Source organism: Enterococcus sp. AMC1086, assembly GCF_058216575.1.
The window spans coordinates 1,492,741-1,517,848 of the sequence record NZ_CM177100.1 but is presented as its reverse complement, the minus strand read 5'-3'; the positions used below and the strand labels follow the sequence as shown (position 1 = coordinate 1,517,848).

Genomic DNA, 25,108 nt, shown 5'->3' with positions numbered 1-25,108 from the left:
GATAGAAATGGCTTTTCATTATCCTAATGGTACTCCCTATAATAATCATGAAGCACCCAAATCAAAAAAACAAGTAAAAAACCAAAAATCAATTCAATTTGGTAAACGAGGAATGGATTTTGAAGAAGAAATCAATAAAACCAATGCTTTTTATTTAGCTCGTACTATCGCAGTTATTCATAAAAAGCCTACTCCCGTTCAAATTGTCAAAGTGGATTACCCCAGTCGTAGTGCTGCCGTGATCAAAGAAGCTTACTTTAGACAAGCCTCTACCACTGATTATAATGGTGTCTACGAAGGATACTATCTGGACTTTGAAGCAAAGGAAACAAAAAACAAAACTTCGTTTCCCTTAAAAAACTTTCATCAACACCAGATCGATCATATCCAACAATGTATGGCACAAAAAGGAATTTGCTTTGTTCTATTGTGGTTCTCTTCATTGAATAAATGTTTCTTTTTTAGCGGAGAAGAATTAGTAGCGTGCTGGTTAGAACAAGAAAGCAGCGGAAAAAAATCGTTGCCTTTAACGCTTATTGAAAAAAAGGGAATAGAAATTCACGTTGGCATTGCACCTAGAATACCGTACTTAGATGCGGTCAAACAACATATTCAATCAAACAAAGGAGTTGCGATTAATGACAACTGATGGAATAGGATCACGTGCTGCGAGACACGGACAATCTCCTTCTTCTAACAGCACCGCAAACACATCGTCCAGCGGCGGCAAAAAGCCAAAGAAAAAGCGAATCCTTCTAAAAATATTTTTAGGATTGGTTCTGCTTGGAATAATAGGTCTTCTAGCTGGTTTAGGTCTGTTTTGGTCCTATGCCAAAGATGCGCCTAAATTAGAAGACGAAAAACTTAGTGCCACTGTTTCTTCAAAATTATACGACGCGAATAATGAGGTCTTTGAAGAATTAGGAGCTGAAAAACGTGAAATGATCAAACCAACCGATGTACCGCAGTCACTAAAAGATGCGGTCGTATCCGTTGAAGATAAACGTTTTTACAAACATAGCGGTGTTGATCCAATTCGAATATTGGGTTCCGCTTTTTCAAACTTTAAGACTGGTGGCTTGCAGGGTGGTAGTACACTGACACAACAATTGATCAAGCTATCTTACTTTTCGACAAAAGAAAAAGATCAAAATCTCAAGCGAAAAGCCCAAGAAGCTTGGCTTGCAATGCAACTAGAAAAAGAAAAATCAAAAGAAGAGATTTTAACGTATTACATTAATAAAGTGTATATGGCAAATGGTCTATACGGCATGGAGACCGCTGCTCAATCTTATTTTGGAAAACCCTTAGCTGAGCTATCACTTCCGCAAACAGCTCTACTAGCAGGAATGCCTCAAGCACCAAATGACTACGATCCGTATGTAAAACCTGATGTTGCTAAAGAACGTCGCGACGTCGTTTTATATACCATGAAAGAAAATAAAAAAATCACAGAAAAAGAGTACGAAGAGGCTAAAGCGACTCCAATCGATGATGGTTTACAACCTTTAAAACAATCAAATGAAAATCGTAAAATTGTTGACAACTACATCAGAGAAGTTATCGCTGAAGTAGAAAAGATGGGGAAAAATCCTTATACAGATGGCTTGGACATCCATACCAATCTTGACATGGATGCGCAAAAACGTTTGTATGATATTATCAACAGCGATACTTATGTAGAATATCCTGATCCAGATTTTCAGGTTGCTTCAACTGTGATCGATGTCAAAACGGGACAGGTCAAAGCGCAAATCGGAGGACGAAACATTCCAGACGATGTCCAATTGGGATCAAATTTAGCTATTGAAACAGATCGGGATGTCGGATCAACGATGAAACCGATCGCAGACTATGGTCCTGCCATCGAGAACTTGAATTATTCAACAGGTCGCATCATGATGGATCAACCCACGACCTATGAAGGAACCAACATTCCTGTTACAAATGCAGATATGCAATATTACGGGGCTCTAACTATGCGTAAAGCGATCATGTATTCTCGTAATACAACAGCTATAAGAACATTCGATGCTGTTGGAAGTGACAAATCTGCTGACTTCCTTAAAGATTTAGGGATTGAATTTAAAGATATTGTCGCTGCAAATGCAATATCTAGTAATACAAGTGAATTAGACGGCAATAAATATGGCGTGTCTTCTCTAAAATTAGCAGCTGCCTATGCATCATTTGCGAATATGGGTGTTTATAACAAACCTTATTACGTAAACAAAGTCGTCTATCAAGATGGCTCTGAAGATGTGACCGAAACAGAAAGTAAACGCGCAATGAAAGATTCAACTGCTTATATGATGACAGATATGCTTAAAGATGTTATTTCTGGCGGTACAGCCTTCAACGCAGGCGTTCCTGGGTTGATCCAAGCTGGAAAAACTGGAACAGCCAACTATACTGATGATGATCTTGCCAAAATAGGGGCCTCTGAGTCGTCTAGTATTGCCCCTGACAGCACGTTTGTTGGTTATACACCTCATTATGCTGTTTCTGTTTGGACGGGCTATAAACAGCGATTAACCCCTATTCCTTATGAATATTGGGGAACTGCTTCTGATGTCTACAGAGAAATGATGACGTATCTGTCTGAAGGCGTCTCAAATGACGACTGGGTCATGCCGGATACTGTTATACGCTCAGGGAATGAATTGTATGTAAAAGGTGCTTATGAAGAACAATTATTACCGTCGAATTCAGGCAATGAAAGTTCTTCATCATGGGAAAACCCAGTGAGTTCTGAAACAGGAACAACAAGCAGCTCTACTACTACCGTTCCTTCACAAACAGAGTCTTCCTCTACTCAATCGGTTGAACCACCAGCTACCTCTACTCAACAGACGGAGCCGCCAGAACCGACTGCTCCGACCGAGAGTAGTGAAGTCCCTAGCCAACCTTCAACACCACCGGTTCCAAATAGTGCAGCCAGAAGAAGAACATCTTTTGGCTGATATATAAAGAAAAAATAAGCGTAGAGACAACTTTTGAAGTTGTTCCTACGCTTTTATTTTTACTGATTATTTAAAGCAGCCTCAACAAATCCTTTGAATAAATGCTGCGGTCTATTTGGTCTAGAAATCAATTCTGGATGAAATTGAGCAGCTACAAAGAATTTATTCTCTGGTATCTCAACAATTTCAACTAAACGATTATCTGGGGAAACACCTGAAAAGACCAAGCCATTTTCTTCAAATAATTGACGGTATTTATTATTGAATTCATAACGATGACGATGGCGTTCTTGAACGACTTCTTGGCCTTCATAGGCAGCAGCTGTTACACTGCCTTTTTTAAGTTTACATGGATATAAGCCTAAACGTAGCGTTCCACCAAGGTTTTCTACATTTTCTTGATCTGCCATCAAATCAATAATATTGTTAAGAATACCTGGGTTGTTTTCAGCAGAGCCTGCATCTTCAAGTTTTACAACGTTGCGAGCAAATTCAACACAAGCCATTTGCATCCCTAAACAAATTCCTAAAAACGGTACGTCATTTTCACGAGCAAAACGGATTGCTTCGATCTTTCCTTCCACTCCGCGATCACCAAAGCCACCTGGTACCAAGATACCGTCAGCATCATTTAAGATAGCTGCAACATTATTCTCATTCAATGCCTGCGAGTCGACCCAATCAATTGTAATATCAGAATCAAACGCAAAACCAGCATGTTTCAAAGCTTCAACGACTGAAAGATATGCATCGGGAAGTTCTACATATTTCCCTACTAAAGCAATTTTAGTTGTTTTCTTCAAGCCTAATACTTTTTCTTCTAGCGCACGCCACTCAGTCATATCAGCAATTGGTGCATCTATTTTTAAATGATCACAGACAATTTGGTCCATGTTCTGCGCCTGCAAGGCTAATGGAATCGAATATAATGTTTCTACATCTCGTGATTCGATAACAGCTTCTGGAGCCACATCACAAAATTGAGCCAATTTATTTTTTGTTCCTTGAGAAACTGGTAATTCTGTACGGACAACTAAGATATTCGGTTGAATTCCTAAACTGCGTAGTTCTTTTACGCTATGTTGGGTTGGTTTAGTTTTCATTTCGCCAGCAGCTTTTAAGTAAGGAATCAAGGTTGTGTGGATATACATTACATTGTCGCTACCTACTTCAGCTTTCATTTGACGTAATGCTTCTAAAAATGGCAAAGATTCGATATCTCCAACGGTTCCGCCAACTTCAGTAATAATAATATCTGCATCTGTCATACTGGCTGCACGCATGATTTTATCTTTGATTTCATTCGTAATATGAGGAATAACTTGTACTGTAGCACCTAAATACTCGCCTTTGCGCTCTTTTCTCAACACTTCTGAATAAATTTTCCCTGTTGTGACGTTTGAATATTTATTTAAGTTGATATCAATAAAACGTTCATAGTGACCCAAATCCAAATCGGTTTCAGCACCATCATCTGTGACAAAAACTTCTCCATGTTGGTAAGGACTCATTGTGCCTGGATCCACATTGATGTATGGATCAAATTTTTGAATCGTTACTTTCAAGCCGCGATTTTTTAATAAACGTCCTAAAGATGCTGCAACAATTCCCTTCCCAATCGAAGAAACTACGCCGCCTGTAACAAAGATATATTTTGTCATAATATAAAAAACCCTTTCTCAAAATAGATTTTTAGAGATGAGTGAACAACAACTTGTTTTTTAATGATAAAAAACAAAAGCTCCCTATCCAAAAAGAATAGGGAGCTGGAATTCGTTGTAAACTTCTGACCTTCTCAAAGGTGCCCAAGTAGTATAATACAAGCAAATCTAATTGAGGTCAAGTTTTTCTGTTAGAAGATTTTTGATTTTTTAGTAACATTTTAGATCTTACTCATTTAATCTTTGATATACGCATTTTTATAAGTGCTCGTTGCACCAAAGTTGTGATATTCAATCCCTTCAACACCTGGACGGACTAATTGTCCTCTCGCTTGTTGATATAATGGAATTAACGCAACATCTTCTTCTATTAAAACTTTTTCAGCAGCGATCAACGTTTCCCAACGCTTTTCAGGATCATTGGCATACTTATTAGAAGCATCATCGATCAACTGATCATATTTTTCACTACGGTAACTTGTTTTGTTTTTTGTGCTAACTGAGCTTTCTAAAAATGTCATCGGGTCTTGGTAATCTGGTCCCCACATACTGACAGAAAGTTCATAGTCCCCTTTTTTCATTAGTTCGATCGAATTATTTAAAGGAACAGTTTTGACATTGACTTTTAAGCCTGGCAATGTTTTTTCTAATTGTCCTTGAATAAACTCTGCTACTTTCTTATCACCGTCACCATCTTTAGACAATAATTCAATCGTCACGTCACCGTTCAATTCTTTTTTGGCTTTGTCTAAATATTCATTTGCTAATTTTTCATCTGTTTTTACCAAATCGCCAGCTTCTTTTCTAAAATCTTCACCTGTTTCAGGATTCGCCACGAAATCTTTAGGGATGTAGCCGTAAATGTCTTTGGAACCATCTGCTAAAATATTTTCCACTAAACTTTTCTTATCTAATGCGTATGCAACTGCTTTACGAACATTTTCGTTTGCAAAAATCGACGGCTTATCATTTCTCTTTTGGTTCATTCGTAATGAGTAGACTTTTGAACGTTGTATGGCTTCATAATCTGGATTGTCTTTATTTTGTTTCGCAAAATCACCTGTAAGAATAGCTACATCCAGTTCACCCGATTCATAAAGATTGAAGACTGTATTTGTTTCTTTCAATACTTCAAAGTGGATTTTTTCAGATTTTACTTTCTCCGCATCATAATAATCTGGATTTTGGACTAGATCCCATGACATTGAGGATTGATCCCAATTTTCCATCAAAAATGGACCGTTAGAAACAATATTTTCGCTTGACGTTCCATAGTCTTTGCCTTTTTCTGTCACAAATTTTTCATTTTGTGGGAAAAATGGTGAAAATGCTAGTAACGACGTGAAATACGTTACTGGTTTTGCCATTTGGATTTCAAGTGTATAGTCATCTAAAGCTTTGACACCTAATTCATCAGCTGATTTTTCTTCATTCACGATTTCTGTCCCGTTTAGAATCGTGCCATCCATTAAGAAAAAGTAATTTGCTTGATTTTTAGGATCCGCCATTTTTTTCCAAGCAAAAACGAAATCATTTGCTGTTACTTTGTCTCCATTTGACCACCTTGCATCATCTCTTAATTTAATCGTATACGTTTTACCATCTTCTGAAATTTCTGGCATTTCTTTTGCAACAGCTGGAATAACATTGTCTTTTTCATCTAATTGATACAATCCTTCAAACACGTTAGATTGTGCATTTACACTAGGCTCATCTTGAGTGAAAATCGTGTCCATTGACCCCACTTCTGATGCTTCCATTAAATTCAGTACTTTTGATGATTTTTGATCTGCTGCATTCTTTTTTTCTGAGCTATCTGCTGACTTACCACTTCTACTTCCCCCGCAAGCTGCAAGTAACAGCATTGTCATGATCAATGTAACACTTTGTTTTAACCCTTTTTTCATACGTTCCACCTTTTCCTTCTTTTTTTATTTATTACACAAGCTCCTCCATTGAAACTAACGTTTGTTTCACATCTAAGTATGCATAAGGAAGACCTTGGTTTTCATATTCAAATTCCCCGCGTTGATTGTCTATCGGATCTGCTCGTAAAAAATGTTTTGGCGGATTAAACTCTCTTTGGATTTCACTATTTGCAGGCATTCTGAAAATATCAAGATTACCAAAGTAGTAATTCCACCGATCCAAATCACCATTTCTACGTGCACCCCCACCAAATGATAGATCAGCGAAAACCCATCCGTAAGGCGCTACATAAAATTGTGCCCAGTCATGGCACCCCGTATAATATTGTGATACATAGAGGCCTGACTGCCATTTTGCGGGAATGTTAGCCATCCGGCATAAAGTAATGAACAAAATAGCTTGAACACCACAATCGCCTTTTAAATTGACGGCAGCATATTCTGAAATGTTTTCAATTGTAAAATATTCTCGCATAAACGAATAATTGACTTGAGTCGTGATAAAATCATAGATTTTTCGCGCTTTCTTAATTGGATTCGTCTCACCTGATAAAATTTCATCAAGTAGCTGTTCTAAATAAGGTGTGAACCGAATGTGTGGCAACTCTTCACTTAATTCAAATTGTGGTTGGATCTCAGAAACTTTTTCTGGATCTAATGTTACATAATCAACTTGATTCGTGTAGCAGTATTCTACTGAGAACACTTGATTTTCTTTCAAAATCGTTTCAAAGTATACGGTTCGCTGTGCTTCGTTTTCTGGTGCAATAAACGTTGCTTCAGGTGAGGTTTTTAAAATTTGAATAGCTGATACTTGCTTACAATCTTTAGGTAAGGGTAAATACACTCTAACGGTTTCTCCTGGACGTTCATATTCTTTTTTTACTTGTATACTCGTTTTCAAATGAATCTTTACTTTGCGGCTCCCTTGCTCTTTCATCTTTTGAACATTCTGAGTCAACTCTTGTTTTCGTAAACGATCTACCTCGTTATCCTCTTTGACAATCAACCTTGCTTCATAATCTGCTTGTGTCTTGATCAAATTTAGTAAAAATCGACGTTGAAAATGAATCGTGCCATCAATATAAAGCCAATCAACTTTTCCCGTGTCTTTTAAGTTAGTCAATTCTTGTTCTTCATAGTCTTTAAATGTCTCTTTCATCATCTTGTTGGCCTCAATAAAGTCAAAAGGATACTCATTGATTCCGACAATCCGAATGATGTCTTGTTCGATTTCTAAACGTTTTCTCAATGCTTCTGGTATTTTTTTGGATAGTAGGTATTCAATTAACTTTTCGGCTCCTTTAAAATCACCATAATTCTTCAATTTGATGATATCTTCTGGTAATGGCACACTCATAAATTTTAAATCGTAATACATAGCACTCACCTTTCTTATTTATTCAAACCTAAGCCTGCTTTATCGGACAAAGAAATCAAACTAGTAGCTTCCATTCCTACACCACCAGGAATCGCGACCTCATTAAGTCCAAAGGTTGCATCCAAATCTGCTCGGGTAATATTTTTAGTTGCTGCGGCTAGATGCGCGGCAGCAGTTACACCAATATTAGTCTCTTCAACCATACAGCCGATCATACATTCAACGCCAGCCGCTTCACAAATACTATTGATTTTTAGTGCTTCATGGATGCCGCCACATTTCATTAATTTAATATTCACGAAGTCTACTGCTCGAGCTTTGATCAAACGTAAGGCATCTTTTGAATTAAAACAGCTTTCGTCTGACATAATTGGGATGGAAACGTTATTTGTGACAAATGCTAATCCTTCAATATCGTGATATGAAACAGGCTGCTCAACTAATTCAATATCATACTGTGCTAAATGATTGATCGTATTGACGGCTTCTTTATGTTTCCAGCCTTGGTTAGCATCTAAACGCAGATTGATTTGACTGCCGATTGCTTCTCTAATTGTTTGGATACGAGTAATATCCGAATTAAATCCTGTACCTACTTTGATTTTCAGAGTGTCAAATCCTTGTGAAACAGCCAGTTTTGCTTTTTCAGCCATTATTTCAGGACGATCGATACCAATCGTCATATCTGTTTTGACACACGAATCAAAACCACCCAAAAGCTTATAGACTGGTAACCCTGTCTTTTTTCCAAACAAATCATAACAAGCAATGTCGATTGCAGTCTTAGCTGACGGTGCATGAGCCGCAACAGAATTCATAATACTATGAATTTTTTCTATATCTAAAGGATCAACACCCAATAATTGCTTTTCAAATAACTGAATACATTCTGTTGTACCTTTTAACGTTTCACCTGTGATCAAAATACCAGGAGATCCTTCTCCATAACCAATTATCCCTTCGTCTGTTTCAATTTCAACAATTGCACTCATAGAATGCTCAATCGTTCCTAATGAAATCGTGATTGGTTCTTTTAATTCAACCGCTTTTGGTGCTACATTGATTTTTGTTATCTTCACAGTATTTCCTCCCGAATAGTATTCAATTTAAATCAATAAATATAATCAAAAAAGCAAATCTATCCAAAAGAAATAATAACTAATCTTTTTTTAATTTTGAATTAAATTTTACTAAAAATTTTGAATTATTTGTTACAATTTTAAGTTTACTCTATGTAAATGTCAATATAATAATGAGATTTATATTTGTTTTTTTTAATCAAAAACTAAGTACTTGTAATTTTGTAACGAATCCGAGATAATATGAATGAAAAAAGGACATTATACAAAGGACGGCTATGAATGGAATTTAGAAAAATCAAGATTTTAAGGAAAGAAAAAAGAATCACTTTAACCGAACTAGGTGAAAAAACAGGATACTCCGCTAGTTTCTTGTCGCAAATCGAACGTGGTACGAATCGTCCTTCGCTTGAAGCGTTGAGAAAAATTGCTGACGCATTAGACGTGACGGTTGCCTCACTCTTAGCTAATGAAGCACCCCAAGTGATACAAGATGATGAAACCTCAGAGAATGGGTATAAAGTCATTCGAAATTCTTCTGGTACAATTTATAATCCTTGGCAAACAAACTCTACTTATTATGATACATTGTTCAATTTACCAGTACATACAAACAATATGGTGATCTCAAAAATTTATATTGATGCCCAATCATCATCTAGTGGTAAAAAAATCGCTCATAATCTTTGCGAGATCAATTATGTGATAAAAGGTGAAGCAACAGTCGAACTAAAAGATGAGGTCCTCATCCTGCAAGAAGGGGATGCCATATTTTTAGAAGCCTTTACCCAACATAATATTATTAACGCAACTGAACATGAGTTGATGCTTTTTACGCTACAATTTTAAATTGGCCTCACATGCTATTGAGTTGTTCCACTAATCAAACACTTTTCATTGAAAAAGATTCTCATTTACAAAGTATTTAAAAAAAGGTATCATATGGAAAAGAATAAAGTCTGTAAGAGTTCCATTATTGCCCTTACGAAGAGATTCGTAGAAGCTCAGTGGACGACTAAAAATAAGGAGTAGATACAATGACTGAAACAAATCAAGAATGGTCTGCTGAAGAGATTGACGATATTAAAGAACAGATTTTAACAGCGCTGGAAACAGTAATAGACCCTGAACTTGGTATAGATATCGTCAATTTAGGCTTAATTTATGAGGTTGAATTCGCCCAAACTGGGGATACTGTCGTCAAAATGACCTTAACAACCATGGGCTGTCCGTTAGCTGATGTTCTGACCGAACAAATTCACGAGGCCTTAAAAGAAATTCCCGAAGTGAAAAATCCAGAAGTAAAATTAGTTTGGTACCCAGCTTGGACAACTGATAAAATGTCACGATATGCTCGGATTGCTTTGGGTATTCGTTAAGTTCTTTTAAAGAGTGCTCGGTAAGAGTCAGGTTTTTTAATCTGACTCTTATTTATGTTTCAGCAATAAAGTGTACGCCTAATAAGCGAATTTTTTTAAAATGCTTTTAGCATTAACATTACCTTCTTATTATATATGTATTTCCTCTTCAATTACTATGGATAATAATATATCTTTTTACACATGTTATATAACACCTCATTTAAGATTTAATTATACAACACTCAAAAATACATGTAAATAACTTATTGTAAAGTTGTAAATACTTATGCTGTTTTAAAACGAACATTAAATAGATGTTATTTTTTTTAATTTAATGTAGTCCCTATCATCATTTCTGGCACTATACTGACTGTTGCATTCGATTTTTCACTCGAAAAATAAAAAAGGGATGAGACAAAAGTAAAAATCACTTTAATCTCATCCTTTAAGTTTAAATAAACGTTTGAAGCAAAAACAAACCTTTCAGTTCTACACATTTTTGTGCCATTTTTTTACAAATAAGTTTTTTTATTTTTTACTTGCTTTTAATACAGCATTCAACATAAAGATTCCTGTAACAATCGTTGTTACTGCTTGCAATAATTTGATTTTGTCGATTCCTTTTGATTTGCCAGTCATAGTAACCCCTCCTGTTCTTTAGTCTATAATACAATGAGAACAATTACTTTGCCAATCACAAGCCTTACTGACTAATAATAAATACACCCATAATAATCAAAATTACAGCTAGCACTTTACGAATACTTAGCTTTTCTTTAAAAATAAAATAACTGATAATCACGGTCCAAACATACGTCAAAGATGTCATTGGAAACGCAATTGAATAATCTAAGAATTTCAATAATACGATATTGGTTACTGCACTTAAAATATATAGTAAAGAACCTAAATAAATCCAGCCACTCTTCAATACTAACTTGAAGGTCAACTGAGGTAAATCATTCATTCCTTTTTTCAAAGCTAATGCACCTGCACTGCCAGAAAAAGTCGTAATGATCAAAATCGTTACAATCGTTGCGTAATTTATCATATCTTTTCCTCGTTTCCTTCAATCCCTAAAAGAATCGATCCTGCAATAATGAAAGCTGTTCCTAATAATTTATACCATGTAACACTTTCGTTTAAAAACAATGCACCTAAAACGATGGACAGTGCAAAACCCAAGCTCATCATCGGTTGTAAAATAGACACTTCACCATAACGGAAGGCTGCCATCATAACAAACATGCCAGCTCCTGCTGCAAAAAAACCAATTGCATAAAGAATAATTGCATAATAACCAGTTCCATCCGCACCAAATTTCCATGCCAATTGTCCTAAACTACTCAACGCAGCCGCCATCAAAATCAATATAATTCCTAAATTCAACTTCTGTTGCTTATTTTTGGCATCCATATGATTTCCCCTCTCTTTAACAATAACGATGAACAAATGCAAAAACCGTATCAAAATAGTGTTCTGGTTCATAAATGAACGAGGATAGGTGAGGTGCTTTTTCAATGATCAAACTTTCTTTCACACCATTTGAAGCTTCCATATTTTGATAGAGCATTTGATGTGGAACAAACTTATCGCCTGTACCGTGGATAAACAATGTAGGTAAATGATTTTTAGTCAATTGGGCTACCGAAGATGCATCTTTAAGCAAGTAACCGACTTTCTTTTTAGCTAATAGATCAGCGATGGTCAATATAGGAAATGCAGGTAATTTGAATGCAGAACGCAACATTGCCCCAAACTCATCGTAAACAGATGAATACCCACAATCTACAACTAAGCCCTTAATATTTTGGGGTAATCGTTCACCACTTGTCATCATCACCGTTGCCGCTCCCATCGATCCGCCAAATAAGATAATTTCAGCAGCAGGTTCAATGTCGATCACTTCTTGGATCCATTTTAATAAATCTAGACGATCTAGCCAGCCCATACCAATAATATTGCCTGTACTTTTTCCATGTGCTCTCAAATCCGGTATCAAGATATTATACTGCTGTTCAGAAAACTTAGATGCTACAAAAGCCATATCCCGTTTGCCATAAGAACGATAACCATGAACACAAATGACCCACTTTTTACTTTCGGGATGTGGGATGATCAAGCGACTATAAAGATTCTCTCCATCTGTTTTTAACCAATGATCTTTAGCAAATCCTTCCTGCCAAAATTCATCCCCTTGTTGATTTTGTTCCTCTTCAATAAGATCATATTTAGACTTTCCTTTATTGAAATTATCTGGATTCATCATCTTATGACCAGTTTTATCATACCAATTATTATCTCTAAAAAGTGCTACATTCAAGAAAAAATTCGCTGCATAAAAAGAAACTGCAATAATCAAAATCACTAAAATAATTAAAATCAACACAATCCACTTCAAGTACGTCACCTCAATCCTAAATAATTTGTTCCTTCTTTCATTATACTCTTATTTAAGAAATAAAGTATGAGTGGACCCAAAATAAAGGGTGTAAAACAAAAGTAAGCGTACTTTTGTTTCACACCCTAAACGTAAATAAACGGTAGCTTATTCGGGATTAAATGCTTCTATCCCAGTTTTTTAATTCGTTTATCACTCACAGTCTAATGAAATCAAATCTGCATAAGTCTCTCGACGAATGACTAATTTATCTTGCCCATTTTCAACAAAAACGACAGCTGGTTTCAAATTACGATTATAATTATTCGCCATTGAATAGCCATATGCACCTGTACTTGTCATAGCAAATAAATCTTCTGGTTCCATTGGTGGTAACTCGATATTTTTAATCAAAATATCGCCAGATTCACAATATTTGCCGACGATCCTCATTTCTTCTGATGGTTCTGTACTGATTCTATTAGCTAAAAAGCCATCATATACTGCATCATACAGAGCTGGGCGAATATTATCCCCCATTCCACCATCTACTGAGATATAGTGACGTACATTGGGAATATTTTTTTGTGAACCAACACTATAAATCGTTGTTCCCGCTTCGGCGATAATACTGCGGCCAGGTTCGATCCAGATTTCTGGAAATGTGTAATTTAACAACTCACATTGGCCTTTGACCCCACTTACGATCGCTTTGACAAAAGCTTCTGGTTCTAACGGGTCGTCTGCTTCCGTATACTGCACACCAAAACCGCCGCCCATATTTAAAATATCGACAGTATAATCAAACGCTTTTTTCCATTCGTTTAAAATAAGCAACATCTTCTCAACTGCTGCTAAAAATCCTTCGGCAGAGAAAATTTGTGACCCGATATGACAATGCGCTCCTTTTAAAATCAAACGTTCATCTGCTAAGATTTTTTCTAATGCTTGTGTTGCTTGTCCACTGTTTACATCAAACCCAAATTTAGAATCTACTTGTCCTGTTAAAATATACTCATGCGTTTCTGCATCTACGCCTGGTGTAATCCGAAACATAACGTTTTGCTTTTTGTCTTTTTCTTTTAAAACAGCACTTAATAGATCGATTTCATAAAAATTATCGATAATAATCGTCCCTACACCTTGTTCTACGGCATATATCAATTCTTCTTTGGTCTTATTATTTCCGTGGAATTCTATATTTTCAGGAGACATACCAGCTTTGATTGCCGTATAGATTTCTCCAGCAGAAACCACATCACACCCTAATTCCTCTTCTTCTAAAAGTTTATACATCGCTAAACAACAGAATGCCTTACTTGCGTAAATCACCTTATTTTTTACTCCTAAAGAGTTGAATGTTTGTTTGAATCCTCTTGCACGCTCTCGAATATGTGCAACATCATAAACAAATAGTGGGGTTCCATATTTTTCAGCTAAACGAACCGTATCGCAACCACCGATCGTTAAATGATCTTGTTCGTTAAATTCTGCCGTTCCAAATAATAATGGCATCTCTTCACCTTCTTCAATTGATTTATTAAAAATAATAGCATAAAAATGAAAAACTTCCTATCTCTTTTTCATTTTTTTCACAAATAACGATTACATGTCTAGTAACTGATTGTATAGTTGTTCGCTTAAAACGTGCATCCCATCGCTTGCAGGTTGATTTGCAAACAGAATCACCAGATTTTGATTCGTTTGATCCCCATAAATAACTGTTTCATACCCGCCTAAGCTACCTTGTGAATATTTCAAATTATCAAAATAGATCATCCCAGCCTGATACCCTTCTTCCTTAACAGATGCTAGTTTGTCATATTCCGCTTGTTCAAAAAGCTGACCATTCGCTAAACTTTGAATAAATACCCAAAAATCCTCAGTGGACATATACATATTGCCTGCTCCTAATAAACTAGAAAATAATTTTTCACTCGCTGGAAATGGATCTGGCTGGTAATCTTTTTTCATATAAAAATATGGCGTTGGAATAGTTTCGTCTTTAGGTAGATTATCCCAAAAATAAGTATGACGTAACGATAGCTTATCGATCACTCTTTTTTGGACGACATCTTCATAAGGTTGACCTGTGAGTTTGGAGATAATGCCAGCTAATATTGTATAGTTACTATTCGTGTAATTAAATTCTTTATTTCCTATTATAGACAAGCTATTCAAAACATTATCCATCTGGCTTTCCTGACTTGTCAAAAGTTTTTCTGGTTCCTCTTCTAACATAACAATACCTGAATTGTGATCAAGCAGTTGTTTAATCGTGATGGTCTGACTTAAATCGATTTCTGGATAAAAAGTATCTAATGTAGTGTCTAATTTAAGTTTACCCTCTTTCACCAATTCTAAAATAATCGAACCTGTAATTATCTTTTGTAATGAAGCAATTGGAAATAATCCGTCTATTTTATTTAGGCGCTTATTTTGTGCGTCTGCATACCCATAACTTTGTTGATAAAAAATCTGGTCTTGCCTAACGAGCAAAGCTGTACCTTGAAAATGAGCATCTTTGATTATCTGATCGATATTTTGTTTGCCATCAGACTTCGAATTTATGTCTTTATGACTACTTTGTTGCTTTTGCGATAAATGTTCTTCAAAAAGCCCATTTTCTTTGTTAAAGTAACAGGTACTTAAAAAGATAAAAAACAAAAGGAGCACGCCTCCTGTAATAGACCATTTCCATCGCTTATTCATCTTGTTCACTTCTTTCTCGATCCACTTCCAATAAATTATAACATTTACTGAAAAAAAAGCAGACTACTAAGAAAAAAGAAATTGAAAATAGACAAAAACAAACTCTTTTAAGCACCGTTTTAGTCCATCTATTCTATTTTCATCACTTTTGTGCGATCGTCAATATAGCTGCAGAAATCCTATAAGATAAACACTAGATATGATCTACACCAATTTTAAAAAAAACGAATCGACTGAGATTCGCCGGCAACTTCACTACAAATTCTGCTCTTTTTTCAGCTTCTAAACACGCTTTAGATATTTCTAACGCTATTTCTAGCTTGTAGGAAATGGTTTGCTTATTTTAAGAATTGTTTTCTCTAAATATTTCCTTAGTCATGCTTTTTTTCTTTAGAACCAATTAAGAGGATACTCTCTCTACTCGTCAAATCGCCGATCGACAGATGAAACTTTTAAAAATCAAACGGGACAAATACGTTAACAAAAAATCGGGAAAATCAATTTCGATTTTCTTCTAGCAAATAATAACCAAGACAAAGTTGCCAAAATCGTCTTGGTTATTATTTGCTATTTAATTAATTGAAATGCTTGATCTTTCAATTCATATACTTCATCACATGCTTTTGCTACTTCTTGTTCATGCGTCACAATGATAATACATTTTTTTTGTTCATGTGCCACTTTTTGGAACAATTCAACAATATCTTTCGACGTTTTTTCATCTAAATTCCCTGTAGGTTCATCAGCTACGATCAGTTCATGATCACAACAAAGTGCTCTAACGATTGCTATGCGTTGTTGTTGACCGCCTGACAGCTGGTTCACATTCTTTTTAGCTAATGTTTCATCGATCCCTACCTTCGCTAAGTTTTCTAACGCATACGCTTGTTTATCCGCTTGCTTTGAGTTTGCTATCGCCATTGCGGTCAAAATATTATCTAAGGCTGACATATAAGGTAATAGATTATATGCTTGAAAAATGATTGACACCTCATTTTTGCGGTAATTTCTAAGACCGATTTTAGAGAGTGTATCACCATTATAAAGAATGTCACCTGTTTTAGGAATATCTAATCCTGCAATCAACGAAAGAAATGTCGTCTTACCAGAACCGCTCGCTCCTAAAATTGCATACATTTTTCCACGCTGAAATTCTAAATTTACATGCTTATAAAGAAATTCCTGTTCATTATTGTACCAATATCCTACTTCTTGTGTTTGCAACATCGTAATTCCTCTTTTCTATGTGGTCAAGATTTTTTTAGGCTGTAGTCTTAAAATTCCAATGGAAGATAGTACAATTGAAAAAAAGCTGATCAAGAGTCCTACTCCAGCTAGTGTAGCAATTTCTTTTGGTTGAACGGAGATATTTAATTCCTCGATGGCTTTAGCTGCTTCTTTTGAACTTGCACCGAGTCTGCTCATTCCTCCTGGTCCACCTTGTCCTTGTTGTCCGCCTATTCCATCTTTTTCTGTCGGTTGACCTTGATTATTTCCAGTTTGCTGAACGGTTTCTGTTTGCTGGTTGATCAACTGCTCACCGACGACATTTCCTACAATATTTCCACTAAAGGTCGCAATCACCAATGCAACAAACATACAAATAATGATTTCACTGAAAAATTGCAGAATAACTTTAAAACGAGATTCTCCAAGGGATAATAATACGCCAATTTCGTAGCGTCTTTCTCTGATTGTCATCATAACAATCAACGTTAATATAATCACTCCAGCTATTGCCACTAAAATCACAATATTTTTAGCAAAACTTGCCACGTTATTTAGAGGCTGTAGCATTTGTTGATATGCTTGATCGTTGGTTTGTAAACTGAAATTTTCTGTATCAATCAATTTTTCTGCTGCTTCAACAAATGTGTCCATTTGTTTCGGATCATTTAACGTGTAGGATGCTGAATCGATCGTATCTTTAGCGTCATCGCCTTTTAACGTATTTGCAAAGGTATAAGACGTATATAGCATATTGGCAGGATTTAGGAAATTAAACATCATTCCCATGCTATCACCGTTTTCAGTCGTTTTATAAATTCCTTTGATCGTTAAATCATATGTTTTTGTATCATCTTCAGGATCAGTCACTTTAAATGTATCACCCACTGCTAATTCATTTGCCTCAGCCAAGGTCTGCTCGATAACAACGTTATTTGTCTCTTTGTCAGATTCAGTGATTGCTTCTCCACTTATGATTTCAGCAGTCCCGTTAGAAAAATCACTCAACATAGACAAATTCATCACACCGCTTACTTGAAAATCACTTTGTTTCATATTAGACATTGGACCAGCACCCATTTGGCCACCTTCTTGAGGTTGACCATCTGTTTGTGTACCTCCTTGATCGTCACTCGCGGTTGAAGCTGTTGTACTTTGACTTTCTGATTCATTTGAAATCGGGGTAATACCGTCACCTGCTCCAGCAGATGATGATGATAGAAACGAATAAGTTTTCACATTATCTAAAGAAGCAATTTTTTGGGCATCCCCTAATGAAACGGGTGTCAAACTGAAACTAGCTGGATCTGGTTTTTCTGCTGTATCCCCTTCTTGATTGTTTTTCATCGCTGCTTCTCGATTCGCTGACAGTGTAACAGTTGCACCTACACTTTTTTTAGCATTCTCTGTTGCCGTAAGCGCGGCACTTTGAATTGTTAAACCTGCTAAAACAAAAATTAGAATCGCTGAAAAGACAGCACATAATAAAAATGTTCGTCCTTTTTTGTTCTTCATACTTAATAATGCGCGTTTGATAAAATTCATCTAATTCCTCCTTGTATAAAGTAAAAATAGTTGTTTCAGTCACCTTATACTTTCAACATTCAGTCTCATCTTCATTGCATTTCAAAGTAAAGTGCAGCCGGTTCCTCTAGTTTCGAATAAAAAAAATCAATTGTGGCATTTTAGGTCCATTTCATTTTGATTTTTTCTAACCAAATTAGATCTTGCAACTTGATACTATAAAACAAATGCTTGATCCTTGCCGTGTAGTTGTATAATATTTCCTGTGAACAATTATTACTTTATTCTACTTACCTTAAACTAAGCTTAAATCATAGTTTTCACTGCTTGATACCCATTAACCAGCATAATGCACCTTGCAAATCTATAGAAAAAGTGATTAAATGGTTGTGGTCATAGATTTAAATTAATTCATTTACATGCTATAATTATGCTTTGATATGATCATGATATTTTTGATTTTTGAAAGGAACGAACGTTATTTGGAAAAAAAGAAAATGACTCTATATGGGATGATTTTCTCTATTTGTTTCTTTTTGATCGTTTCCTTCTTTTTTTCTACTCATACTGTAGATTACGCAAACGAAACTGAAACGAGTGAAGAAATGAATGTTCCAACAAAAAAATCCACAAATTCAGCTAAAGATCTTGAGCCAAAAAAACAAGAAAGTCCCGAACAGAAGGTCTTTTACGATAAAATCGAACAAACAATGACTGAGACAGCAAAGTCTTTTAAAGGTGACGTTGGGATGACCTATGTGGATTTAAACACTGGAAAACAAATTTCGGTGAATGGGACAAAAGAATTCTATAGCGCCAGCACAATCAAGGTTCCTTTAGCTATGATGATTGCAGACAAAGTTCAAGCTGGTAGTTTAAAATGGGATGATCAACTTACATTTAACGAAAAAGAAGATTATGAAGAAGGCACTGGAATCATCATCAATAATATTGAGCCAACATACTCAGTCAGAACCTTGCAGGAATATAGCATCACTTATTCAGATAATATCGCAAAAAATATGTTGTATGGTACGTTGGGCGGAGATGTTGCGGCAAAGAAAGCTCTTTATGCCCATTTCTTACAGAAAGAAACAGAATGGGACGATGCAAAATTTACTTCTGAGGATGCTGCAAAAATTCTCACTATTTTATACGAAGAAAAAGCATCAAACCAAGAATATCAAACGATTTATGATTATATGAAACGGACCGTTTTCCATGAACGAATGGATACACCAACAACATCTGGAAAAGTTGCACATAAAATTGGCTCCTATGCTGGTTTCTTGCATGACATTGGCATCTTAGAAACTGAGCATCCTTTTATTTTGACCGTTTTTACAAATGGACAAACGGATGCAGGAATTTCATTTATTTCAATGATTACAGATCAATTATGGGCTATACAAAGTAGTGAATATCCAAAAAAATAGAGAAGAGTTGCCGTATTAAGGCTCTTTGTCAACTAATGTTGGTGAAGAAAATCCAAAGAATTAAATCAATTATTGTAAGGCCTAGAGGAAAATACCTCTAGGTTTTTCTATTTGGCTGAAAAAGAACGTTACCAAAGCATAAAGCAATTCTCAATTTAAAGTTATAAAAGTTACGAAACCCATACGCATTTCTCTTTAACACTTTGATATGGTTGTTCAAGCATTCCAATGGGCCATTGGAATAGGATAATTCTAGAGCATGCTTAATTTCATTTTGAACTTTCTTAAAGGTAGAAAAAACTGTTTGGTAATAGACGGGAAGTCCAGAACAATCTTGTTCTAATAGCGAGTGGAATCTTGTGTAGTCTCGTGTTTGTACCGCATAAAGAACGTTCTGATAACAGGTGTAACCAGATTTTAACTCCTCATCATATGCAAGGAGTCGATCAACGAGTTCTGTTTCTGTTAAATAGGTGCGGAAAGAAGGACGCCATTGGCGTTTTTCAAAATCGAGCTTCGATTGGTTCTTTTGAAGAAGTTTCCAGTACTTCTTCAAGTGTCGATATTTTTTTGCCTCTACAGTTCCTTTCTGGAGAAACAGATTCATTCGTTGAATGCGGTGTTTTAAAAAGGTTCGTCCAATGTGTTGGACAATGTGAAAGCGATCGAGAATAATCTGAGCCATAGGAAACAATTTTTTGACGAGAGAAAAATAAGGAGCGTACATATCACAAACGATATATTTTACACGTTCACGAACAGACAAAGAGAATCGTGAAAAATAACGTTGTAAAAAGGACAATTGACGGTTTTCAATGACATCAATTAACTGCTTTGTTTGACCATCCATCATGATAAAACTCATAGAAGCAGCGACCTGTTTAACCGATTTAAATTCATCAAAACAAAGGACTTCAGGCAAGGTCAGGCGATTGATTTTTTTCGGTTCATAAAATTGTTTCAAGACGCGATAGACAGAAGAAACAGAGACCTTCTTTTGACGCGCAATCTCACTCATAGACGTGACCTTTCTTAATCGATCGGCAATGGATAGCTTCACTTTCTTAGAAATCGAACACCCTTTTTGGATCAGACTTGTTTCAGCGACGAACGTTCTTTCACAGGAATAACAGAAGAAACGGCGTTTCTTCAAGCGTAAATACGTTTGATACTCAGACACATCGTTCATTAAAATAAGACAAGTCGTATAGCCCCAACGAATAATCTTTCCTTTTTCTTTCTCTCCACAATGAAGACAGGAGTGGGCTAAATAGTCTAATGTACCAGAAAATACCTGACAAATTCGTCCCTTAATGCGTTCTTTTTCTAAAGAATTTTCAGTAAAAGTAATGTTTAAGTCTAGAATATCTAAGGTATTTTTGATAAGATTGGTGTAAGACATCTTGATTTCCTCCTTTTAATTGGTTTTAGTCGACTTAATTCTAAAGGATATCGGGATGTCTTTTCTATTATTTTGCATTAAAAAAAGATGCCGGTGATTTCTCACCAACATCAGAAAGTATAGAGCCCGTATTAACGGTACTTCTTCTCTATTTTTATCCTTATCAGGTATGACTGCCTCTATTTTTAATCTTAATCAAACGAGTGATGTCACTGCGTTCATTTTCTTCTAATTTCATCTGGATATAATAAATCGTTTCTTCTAATTGCGGGATCGTCATATATTCTAACGCATTCACACGACGACGTGTCTTCTCAATTTCTGCAGCCATTAATTGACAGGTTTTTTCAACTTCTGCTAATTCCAATAATGTTGGCAAAATTGTTGAGATTTTATCAAAAGCACTGTCAAGTTCTGCATTTGAATTTAGATACCCATAATTTAGTGGTGCTTCGACTATTGTTTCATCATAATGGAAATTCATGATGGGCACAGTCACATTCATACTATTTTTTTCAATCACATCAAGGGTGACCTCATCTGCTGGAATAGCCACTAATTCTTCAATAAAGACTTCATTTAGGGTTGCATTTGCCAATACAAAATCAGCTAAAGCTATTGTTATTTCTTGTTCTACCTCGATCCGAAGCTGATTATTCTTTTTGACCAGTCTGATAAATCGACGCATTAGTTCATCCTGCTTGTCCTTTAATAATTTATGTCCCCGGGTTGCGGTTCCAAGCTGTTTTTTTAAACGAGAAAGTTCCATTCGAGTAGGATTCACGTTTAACCGTGCCATATTCGATCACGCTCCTTCGGTCAAATATTGATCCAGCAACTCATCTTTGATTCGTTTTAATTCAGTTCTTGGTAGCATCGATAACAGTTCCCAGCCTAAATCTACTGTTTCATTGATAGTACGATTCGTGTAAAACCCTTGATTGACATACTCTTTTTCAAAACGCTCCGCAAATTCCGCATAGATTTTATCTACTTCTGATAATGCGGATTCACCAAGTACCACAGCTAATTCTTTCGCTTGTTTTCCTTGGGCATATGCTGCGAATAATTGATTCATTGTTGGAGCATGGTCATTTCTTGTTTTTCCTTCACCGGTACCTTTATCTTTCAAACGAGACAATGAAGGTAATACATCGATTGGCGGCTGAATCCCGCTTTTATAAAGTTCTCTAGATAAAATGATTTGTCCTTCGGTAATATAACCTGTGAGATCAGGAATTGGATGGGTTTTGTCGTCTTCTGGCATTGTTAATATTGGAATCTGAGTTACAGAGCCTTTCAATCCACGAATCCGTCCAGCACGCTCATATAACGTCGCCAAATTAGTATACAAATAGCCGGGATAGCCGCGACGACCAGGTACTTCACGACGTGCTGCTGAGATTTCGCGTAAGGCTTCGCAGTAATTGGTCATATCTGTCATGATCACTAGGACATGCATGCCTTTTTCATAGGCTAAATATTCTGCTGCTGTCAGTGCCATTTTTGGTGTAGCAATTCGTTCGATCGCTGGATCATTGGCTAAATTCATAAACATCACAGAACGATCGATGGCTCCAGTTTGGCGGAAATCTTCCATGAAAAATTCAGCCTCTTCAAAAGTGATCCCAATTGCCGCAAACACGACCGCAAATTCGTCATCGCTATTTAAAACATTCGCCTGACGCGCGATTTGGGCGGCTAATTCTTTATGTGGCAAACCAGAGCCTGAAAATACTGGTAATTTTTGTCCACGAACCAACGTATTTAAATGATCGATTGTTGAAATACCAGTTTGAATAAACTCATCTGGATAATCTCTAGCAACAGGATTGATAACTTCTCCATTGATGTCGATCATTTTTTCTGACAAAATTTCAGGACCATTGTCTTTTGGTCGACCCAATCCATCAAAAATTCGTCCAACCATATCCTCTGACACACCTAATTCCAGCGGATGACCTAAAAAACGAACTTTTGAATCACGAAGATTGATACCGCTCGTTCCTTCAAAAATCTGAACCATCGCTTTGTCACCATCGATTTCAAGGACCTGACCACGACGAATTTCACCATTTTGCATACGAATTTCAATTAATTCTTCGTATTTCACACCTTCTACTTTTTCAACGATCATCAAAGGACCGACAACTTCATTAATCGTACGATACTCTTTAATCATAAGTCATCCCTCCATCTGCGATCACTTGCTTTAGCGTTTGTTTTATTTCATCAACTAATGCATCTAATTGTTCAATCTGATTTTCGGGTAAATATTTACTTCTAGCAATCAACTCTCTTACCTTTATGGTTCCAGCCATAATTTCAGATAAATAGGCCCCTAAATTTAGTGCAGCATGTCCTTCATTATAGAAAGTTAAAATCAATCGAAGCATCTTGTATTGTTTTTCTCTTGAAGTAAATGTATCAACATCATCAAACGCATTTTGCTGTAAATAATCTTCACGAATCGATTTAGCAACTTCTAAAGTCAAACGGTCTTTGTCAGATAACGAATCGATTCCAACTAAGCGAACAATTTCATCTAGTTGTGATTCTTCTTGTAAAATACGCATGCTTTCTTTTATCATTTCAGACCATTCAACTTGAAGGTATTGATCTAAATACTTTCCAACTTCTGAATCGTAAAGTGAATAACTGTGTAGCCAATTAATTGATGGAAAGTGACGTTTTTGCGCCAAAGTTGCTTCTAAGCCCCAGAATACTTTTACGACGCGTAATGTATTTTGAGTGACTGGTTCAGAAACATCCCCACCAGATGGTGAAACGGCACTAATCGCTGTAATACTTCCTTCACGCTGATCTTTACCTAATGCCACAACTTGTCCAGCCCGTTCATAATATTCCGCTAAACGGCTTCCCAAGTAGGCTGGATATCCTTCATCTCCTGGCATTTCTTCCAAACGTCCGCTCATTTCACGCAATGCTTCAGCCCAACGAGAAGTCGAGTCTGCCATAATTGCAATAGAATAGCCCATATCTCGAAAATATTCAGCAATCGTAATTCCTGTATAAATAGAAGCCTCACGAGCTGCCACAGGCATATTAGATGTATTTGCGATCAAAACAGTACGCTCCATCACAGATTCTCCCGTACTTGGATCGATCAACTCCGGAAATTCATTTAATACATCGGTCATTTCGTTCCCACGCTCACCACATCCTACATAAACCACCAAATCTACATCTGCCCATTTTGCGATTTGATGTTGCACGACTGTTTTACCTGCACCAAATGGACCAGGTACAGCTGCTGCTCCACCTTTCGTTACTGGAAAAAAAGTATCAATAACGCGTTGTCCGGTAAGCAAAGGAACACTTGGATTCAATTTTTCTATAATTGGACGACTACGTCGCACTGGCCATTTTTGCATCATTGTAAATTCTTTTTCCCCTGTCGTTGTTTCGATCATATAAATCGTTTCTTCAATCGTGAACTCACCAGATTTGACTTCTTTTACAACACCGCTGACTCCAAAAGGGACCATGATTTTATGCGCAATCATTTTTGTCTCTTGAACAAATCCAATGATATCTCCCGCTGAAACTTCTTCTCCTAAAGAGATGGATGGTTCAAATAACCATTTTTTTCTTCTATCTAAGGCAGGAATCTGAACACCTCTGCTTAAAAAGTTGCTTTTCGTTACTTCAGCAAATGTGTCTAAAGGGCGCTGAATCCCATCAAACATCTCTGAGATCAATCCTGGTGCCAATTCAACTGACAAAGCCTCTCCTGTTGTAACGACAGGCTCTAAAGGGCCGATCCCTGTTGTCTCTTCATATACTTGAATCGATGCGACATCTCCTCGCATCTCAATAATTTCTCCTATAACACCCAATTCCCCTACACGACAAATATCCTGAATACTTGCATCAGACATATTCTCCGCCATAACTAAAGGACCGGATACTTTAACAATTCTACCAGTTTGCAAAATCATTCCTCCTATTCAGAAAAGCTGAGCTAGCCTGCAAAGCTAGATCAATATAAAGCTGAGCAACCTCACCCAGTACTGTCAAACATAGAGCCGAA

General features: G+C 36.4%; 20 protein-coding genes. 5 read left to right on the top strand and 15 right to left on the bottom strand.

The window, feature by feature from the left end:
* Nucleotides 1-7: 7 nt before the first annotated feature.
* A complete protein-coding gene (gene recU / locus AC4BC4_RS07080) occupies nt 8-649 on the top strand; it encodes a Holliday junction resolvase RecU (RefSeq protein ID WP_438756168.1) in 642 nt (213 codons plus the stop codon).
* Complete coding sequence (locus AC4BC4_RS07075) at nt 639-2,963, top strand: PBP1A family penicillin-binding protein (protein WP_490477230.1); 2,325 nt, start codon at nt 639-641, stop codon at nt 2,961-2,963. The genes recU and AC4BC4_RS07075 overlap by 11 nt, the downstream gene beginning before the upstream one ends.
* Before the next feature lie 59 nt (nt 2,964-3,022).
* Here AC4BC4_RS07075 and pyrG read toward each other — a convergent pair whose 3' ends face one another.
* The 4 genes from pyrG to AC4BC4_RS07055 all read right to left on the bottom strand — a co-directional run bounded on the left by pyrG (nt 3,023) and on the right by AC4BC4_RS07055 (nt 9,012).
* Entirely contained in the window at nt 3,023-4,624 is a 1,602-nt protein-coding gene (pyrG, locus tag AC4BC4_RS07070; RefSeq protein ID WP_438756170.1) for a CTP synthase, read from the bottom strand.
* A 236-nt stretch (nt 4,625-4,860) separates the two neighbouring features.
* Complete coding sequence (locus AC4BC4_RS07065) at nt 4,861-6,531, bottom strand: peptide ABC transporter substrate-binding protein (protein WP_490477229.1); 1,671 nt, start codon at nt 6,529-6,531, stop codon at nt 4,861-4,863.
* Nucleotides 6,532-6,562: 31 nt separating this feature from the next.
* The gene (locus tag AC4BC4_RS07060; RefSeq protein ID WP_490477228.1) at nt 6,563-7,933 is read right to left on the bottom strand and encodes a transglutaminase-like domain-containing protein; all 1,371 of its coding nucleotides are present in this window, start codon (nt 7,931-7,933) and stop codon (nt 6,563-6,565) included.
* A 14-nt stretch (nt 7,934-7,947) separates the two neighbouring features.
* Entirely contained in the window at nt 7,948-9,012 is a 1,065-nt protein-coding gene (locus tag AC4BC4_RS07055; protein ID WP_490477227.1) for a dipeptide epimerase, read from the bottom strand.
* 282 nt (nt 9,013-9,294) lie between these two features.
* Between AC4BC4_RS07055 and AC4BC4_RS07050 the strand changes: the two genes are divergently transcribed.
* Both AC4BC4_RS07050 and AC4BC4_RS07045 read left to right on the top strand, forming a co-directional pair.
* On the top strand, nt 9,295-9,861 hold the full coding sequence (locus AC4BC4_RS07050; protein WP_490477226.1) for a helix-turn-helix domain-containing protein: 567 nt from the start codon (nt 9,295-9,297) through the stop codon (nt 9,859-9,861).
* Nucleotides 9,862-10,049: 188 nt separating this feature from the next.
* The gene (locus AC4BC4_RS07045) at nt 10,050-10,391 is read left to right on the top strand and encodes a metal-sulfur cluster assembly factor (RefSeq protein ID WP_438756176.1); all 342 of its coding nucleotides are present in this window, start codon (nt 10,050-10,052) and stop codon (nt 10,389-10,391) included.
* Nucleotides 10,392-11,076: 685 nt separating this feature from the next.
* Here AC4BC4_RS07045 and AC4BC4_RS07040 read toward each other — a convergent pair.
* From AC4BC4_RS07040 to AC4BC4_RS07010, 7 genes are all read right to left on the bottom strand, one after another.
* Nucleotides 11,077-11,424 carry an EamA family transporter gene (locus AC4BC4_RS07040; RefSeq protein WP_490477225.1) on the bottom strand — a complete coding sequence of 116 codons (348 nt, stop codon included), beginning with the start codon at nt 11,422-11,424 and terminating at the stop codon, nt 11,077-11,079.
* Nucleotides 11,421-11,789, bottom strand: coding sequence for an EamA family transporter (locus AC4BC4_RS07035; RefSeq protein ID WP_438756178.1), 369 nt, complete (start codon nt 11,787-11,789; stop codon nt 11,421-11,423). The genes AC4BC4_RS07040 and AC4BC4_RS07035 overlap by 4 nt, the downstream gene beginning before the upstream one ends.
* 16 nt (nt 11,790-11,805) lie before the next feature.
* Nucleotides 11,806-12,774, bottom strand: a complete 969-nt coding sequence (locus AC4BC4_RS07030) for an alpha/beta hydrolase (RefSeq protein ID WP_490477224.1) — start codon at nt 12,772-12,774, stop codon at nt 11,806-11,808.
* Between the two features lie 192 nt (nt 12,775-12,966).
* A complete protein-coding gene (lysA, locus tag AC4BC4_RS07025) occupies nt 12,967-14,268 on the bottom strand; it encodes a diaminopimelate decarboxylase (RefSeq protein ID WP_490477223.1) in 1,302 nt (433 codons plus the stop codon).
* Between the two features lie 90 nt (nt 14,269-14,358).
* Nucleotides 14,359-15,465 carry a serine hydrolase domain-containing protein gene (locus AC4BC4_RS07020; RefSeq protein WP_490477222.1) on the bottom strand — a complete coding sequence of 369 codons (1,107 nt, stop codon included), beginning with the start codon at nt 15,463-15,465 and terminating at the stop codon, nt 14,359-14,361.
* A 567-nt stretch (nt 15,466-16,032) separates the two neighbouring features.
* A complete protein-coding gene (locus AC4BC4_RS07015) occupies nt 16,033-16,692 on the bottom strand; it encodes an ABC transporter ATP-binding protein (RefSeq protein ID WP_490477221.1) in 660 nt (219 codons plus the stop codon).
* Between the two features lie 15 nt (nt 16,693-16,707).
* Nucleotides 16,708-18,237 (bottom strand): ABC transporter permease, encoded by a 1,530-nt coding sequence (locus AC4BC4_RS07010; RefSeq protein ID WP_490477220.1) that lies wholly within the window; start codon nt 18,235-18,237, stop codon nt 16,708-16,710.
* Between the two features lie 476 nt (nt 18,238-18,713).
* Between AC4BC4_RS07010 and AC4BC4_RS07005 the strand changes: the two genes are divergently transcribed.
* On the top strand, nt 18,714-19,652 hold the full coding sequence (locus tag AC4BC4_RS07005) for a serine hydrolase (protein WP_490477358.1): 939 nt from the start codon (nt 18,714-18,716) through the stop codon (nt 19,650-19,652).
* Nucleotides 19,653-19,749: 97 nt separating this feature from the next.
* Here the strand turns inward: AC4BC4_RS07005 and AC4BC4_RS07000 are convergent, their stop codons facing one another.
* The 4 genes from AC4BC4_RS07000 to AC4BC4_RS06985 all read right to left on the bottom strand — a co-directional run bounded on the left by AC4BC4_RS07000 (nt 19,750) and on the right by AC4BC4_RS06985 (nt 25,010).
* The gene (locus AC4BC4_RS07000) at nt 19,750-21,054 is read right to left on the bottom strand and encodes an ISL3 family transposase (protein ID WP_438755906.1); all 1,305 of its coding nucleotides are present in this window, start codon (nt 21,052-21,054) and stop codon (nt 19,750-19,752) included.
* A gap of 163 nt (nt 21,055-21,217) precedes the next feature.
* Entirely contained in the window at nt 21,218-21,853 is a 636-nt protein-coding gene (locus tag AC4BC4_RS06995) for a V-type ATP synthase subunit D (protein ID WP_490477219.1), read from the bottom strand.
* A 6-nt stretch (nt 21,854-21,859) separates the two neighbouring features.
* Nucleotides 21,860-23,236, bottom strand: a complete 1,377-nt coding sequence (locus tag AC4BC4_RS06990; protein ID WP_438756186.1) for a V-type ATP synthase subunit B — start codon at nt 23,234-23,236, stop codon at nt 21,860-21,862.
* The gene (locus AC4BC4_RS06985) at nt 23,229-25,010 is read right to left on the bottom strand and encodes a V-type ATP synthase subunit A (protein ID WP_438756187.1); all 1,782 of its coding nucleotides are present in this window, start codon (nt 25,008-25,010) and stop codon (nt 23,229-23,231) included. Before AC4BC4_RS06985 ends, AC4BC4_RS06990 begins: the two co-directional genes overlap by 8 nt.
* Nucleotides 25,011-25,108: the final 98 nt, after the last annotated feature.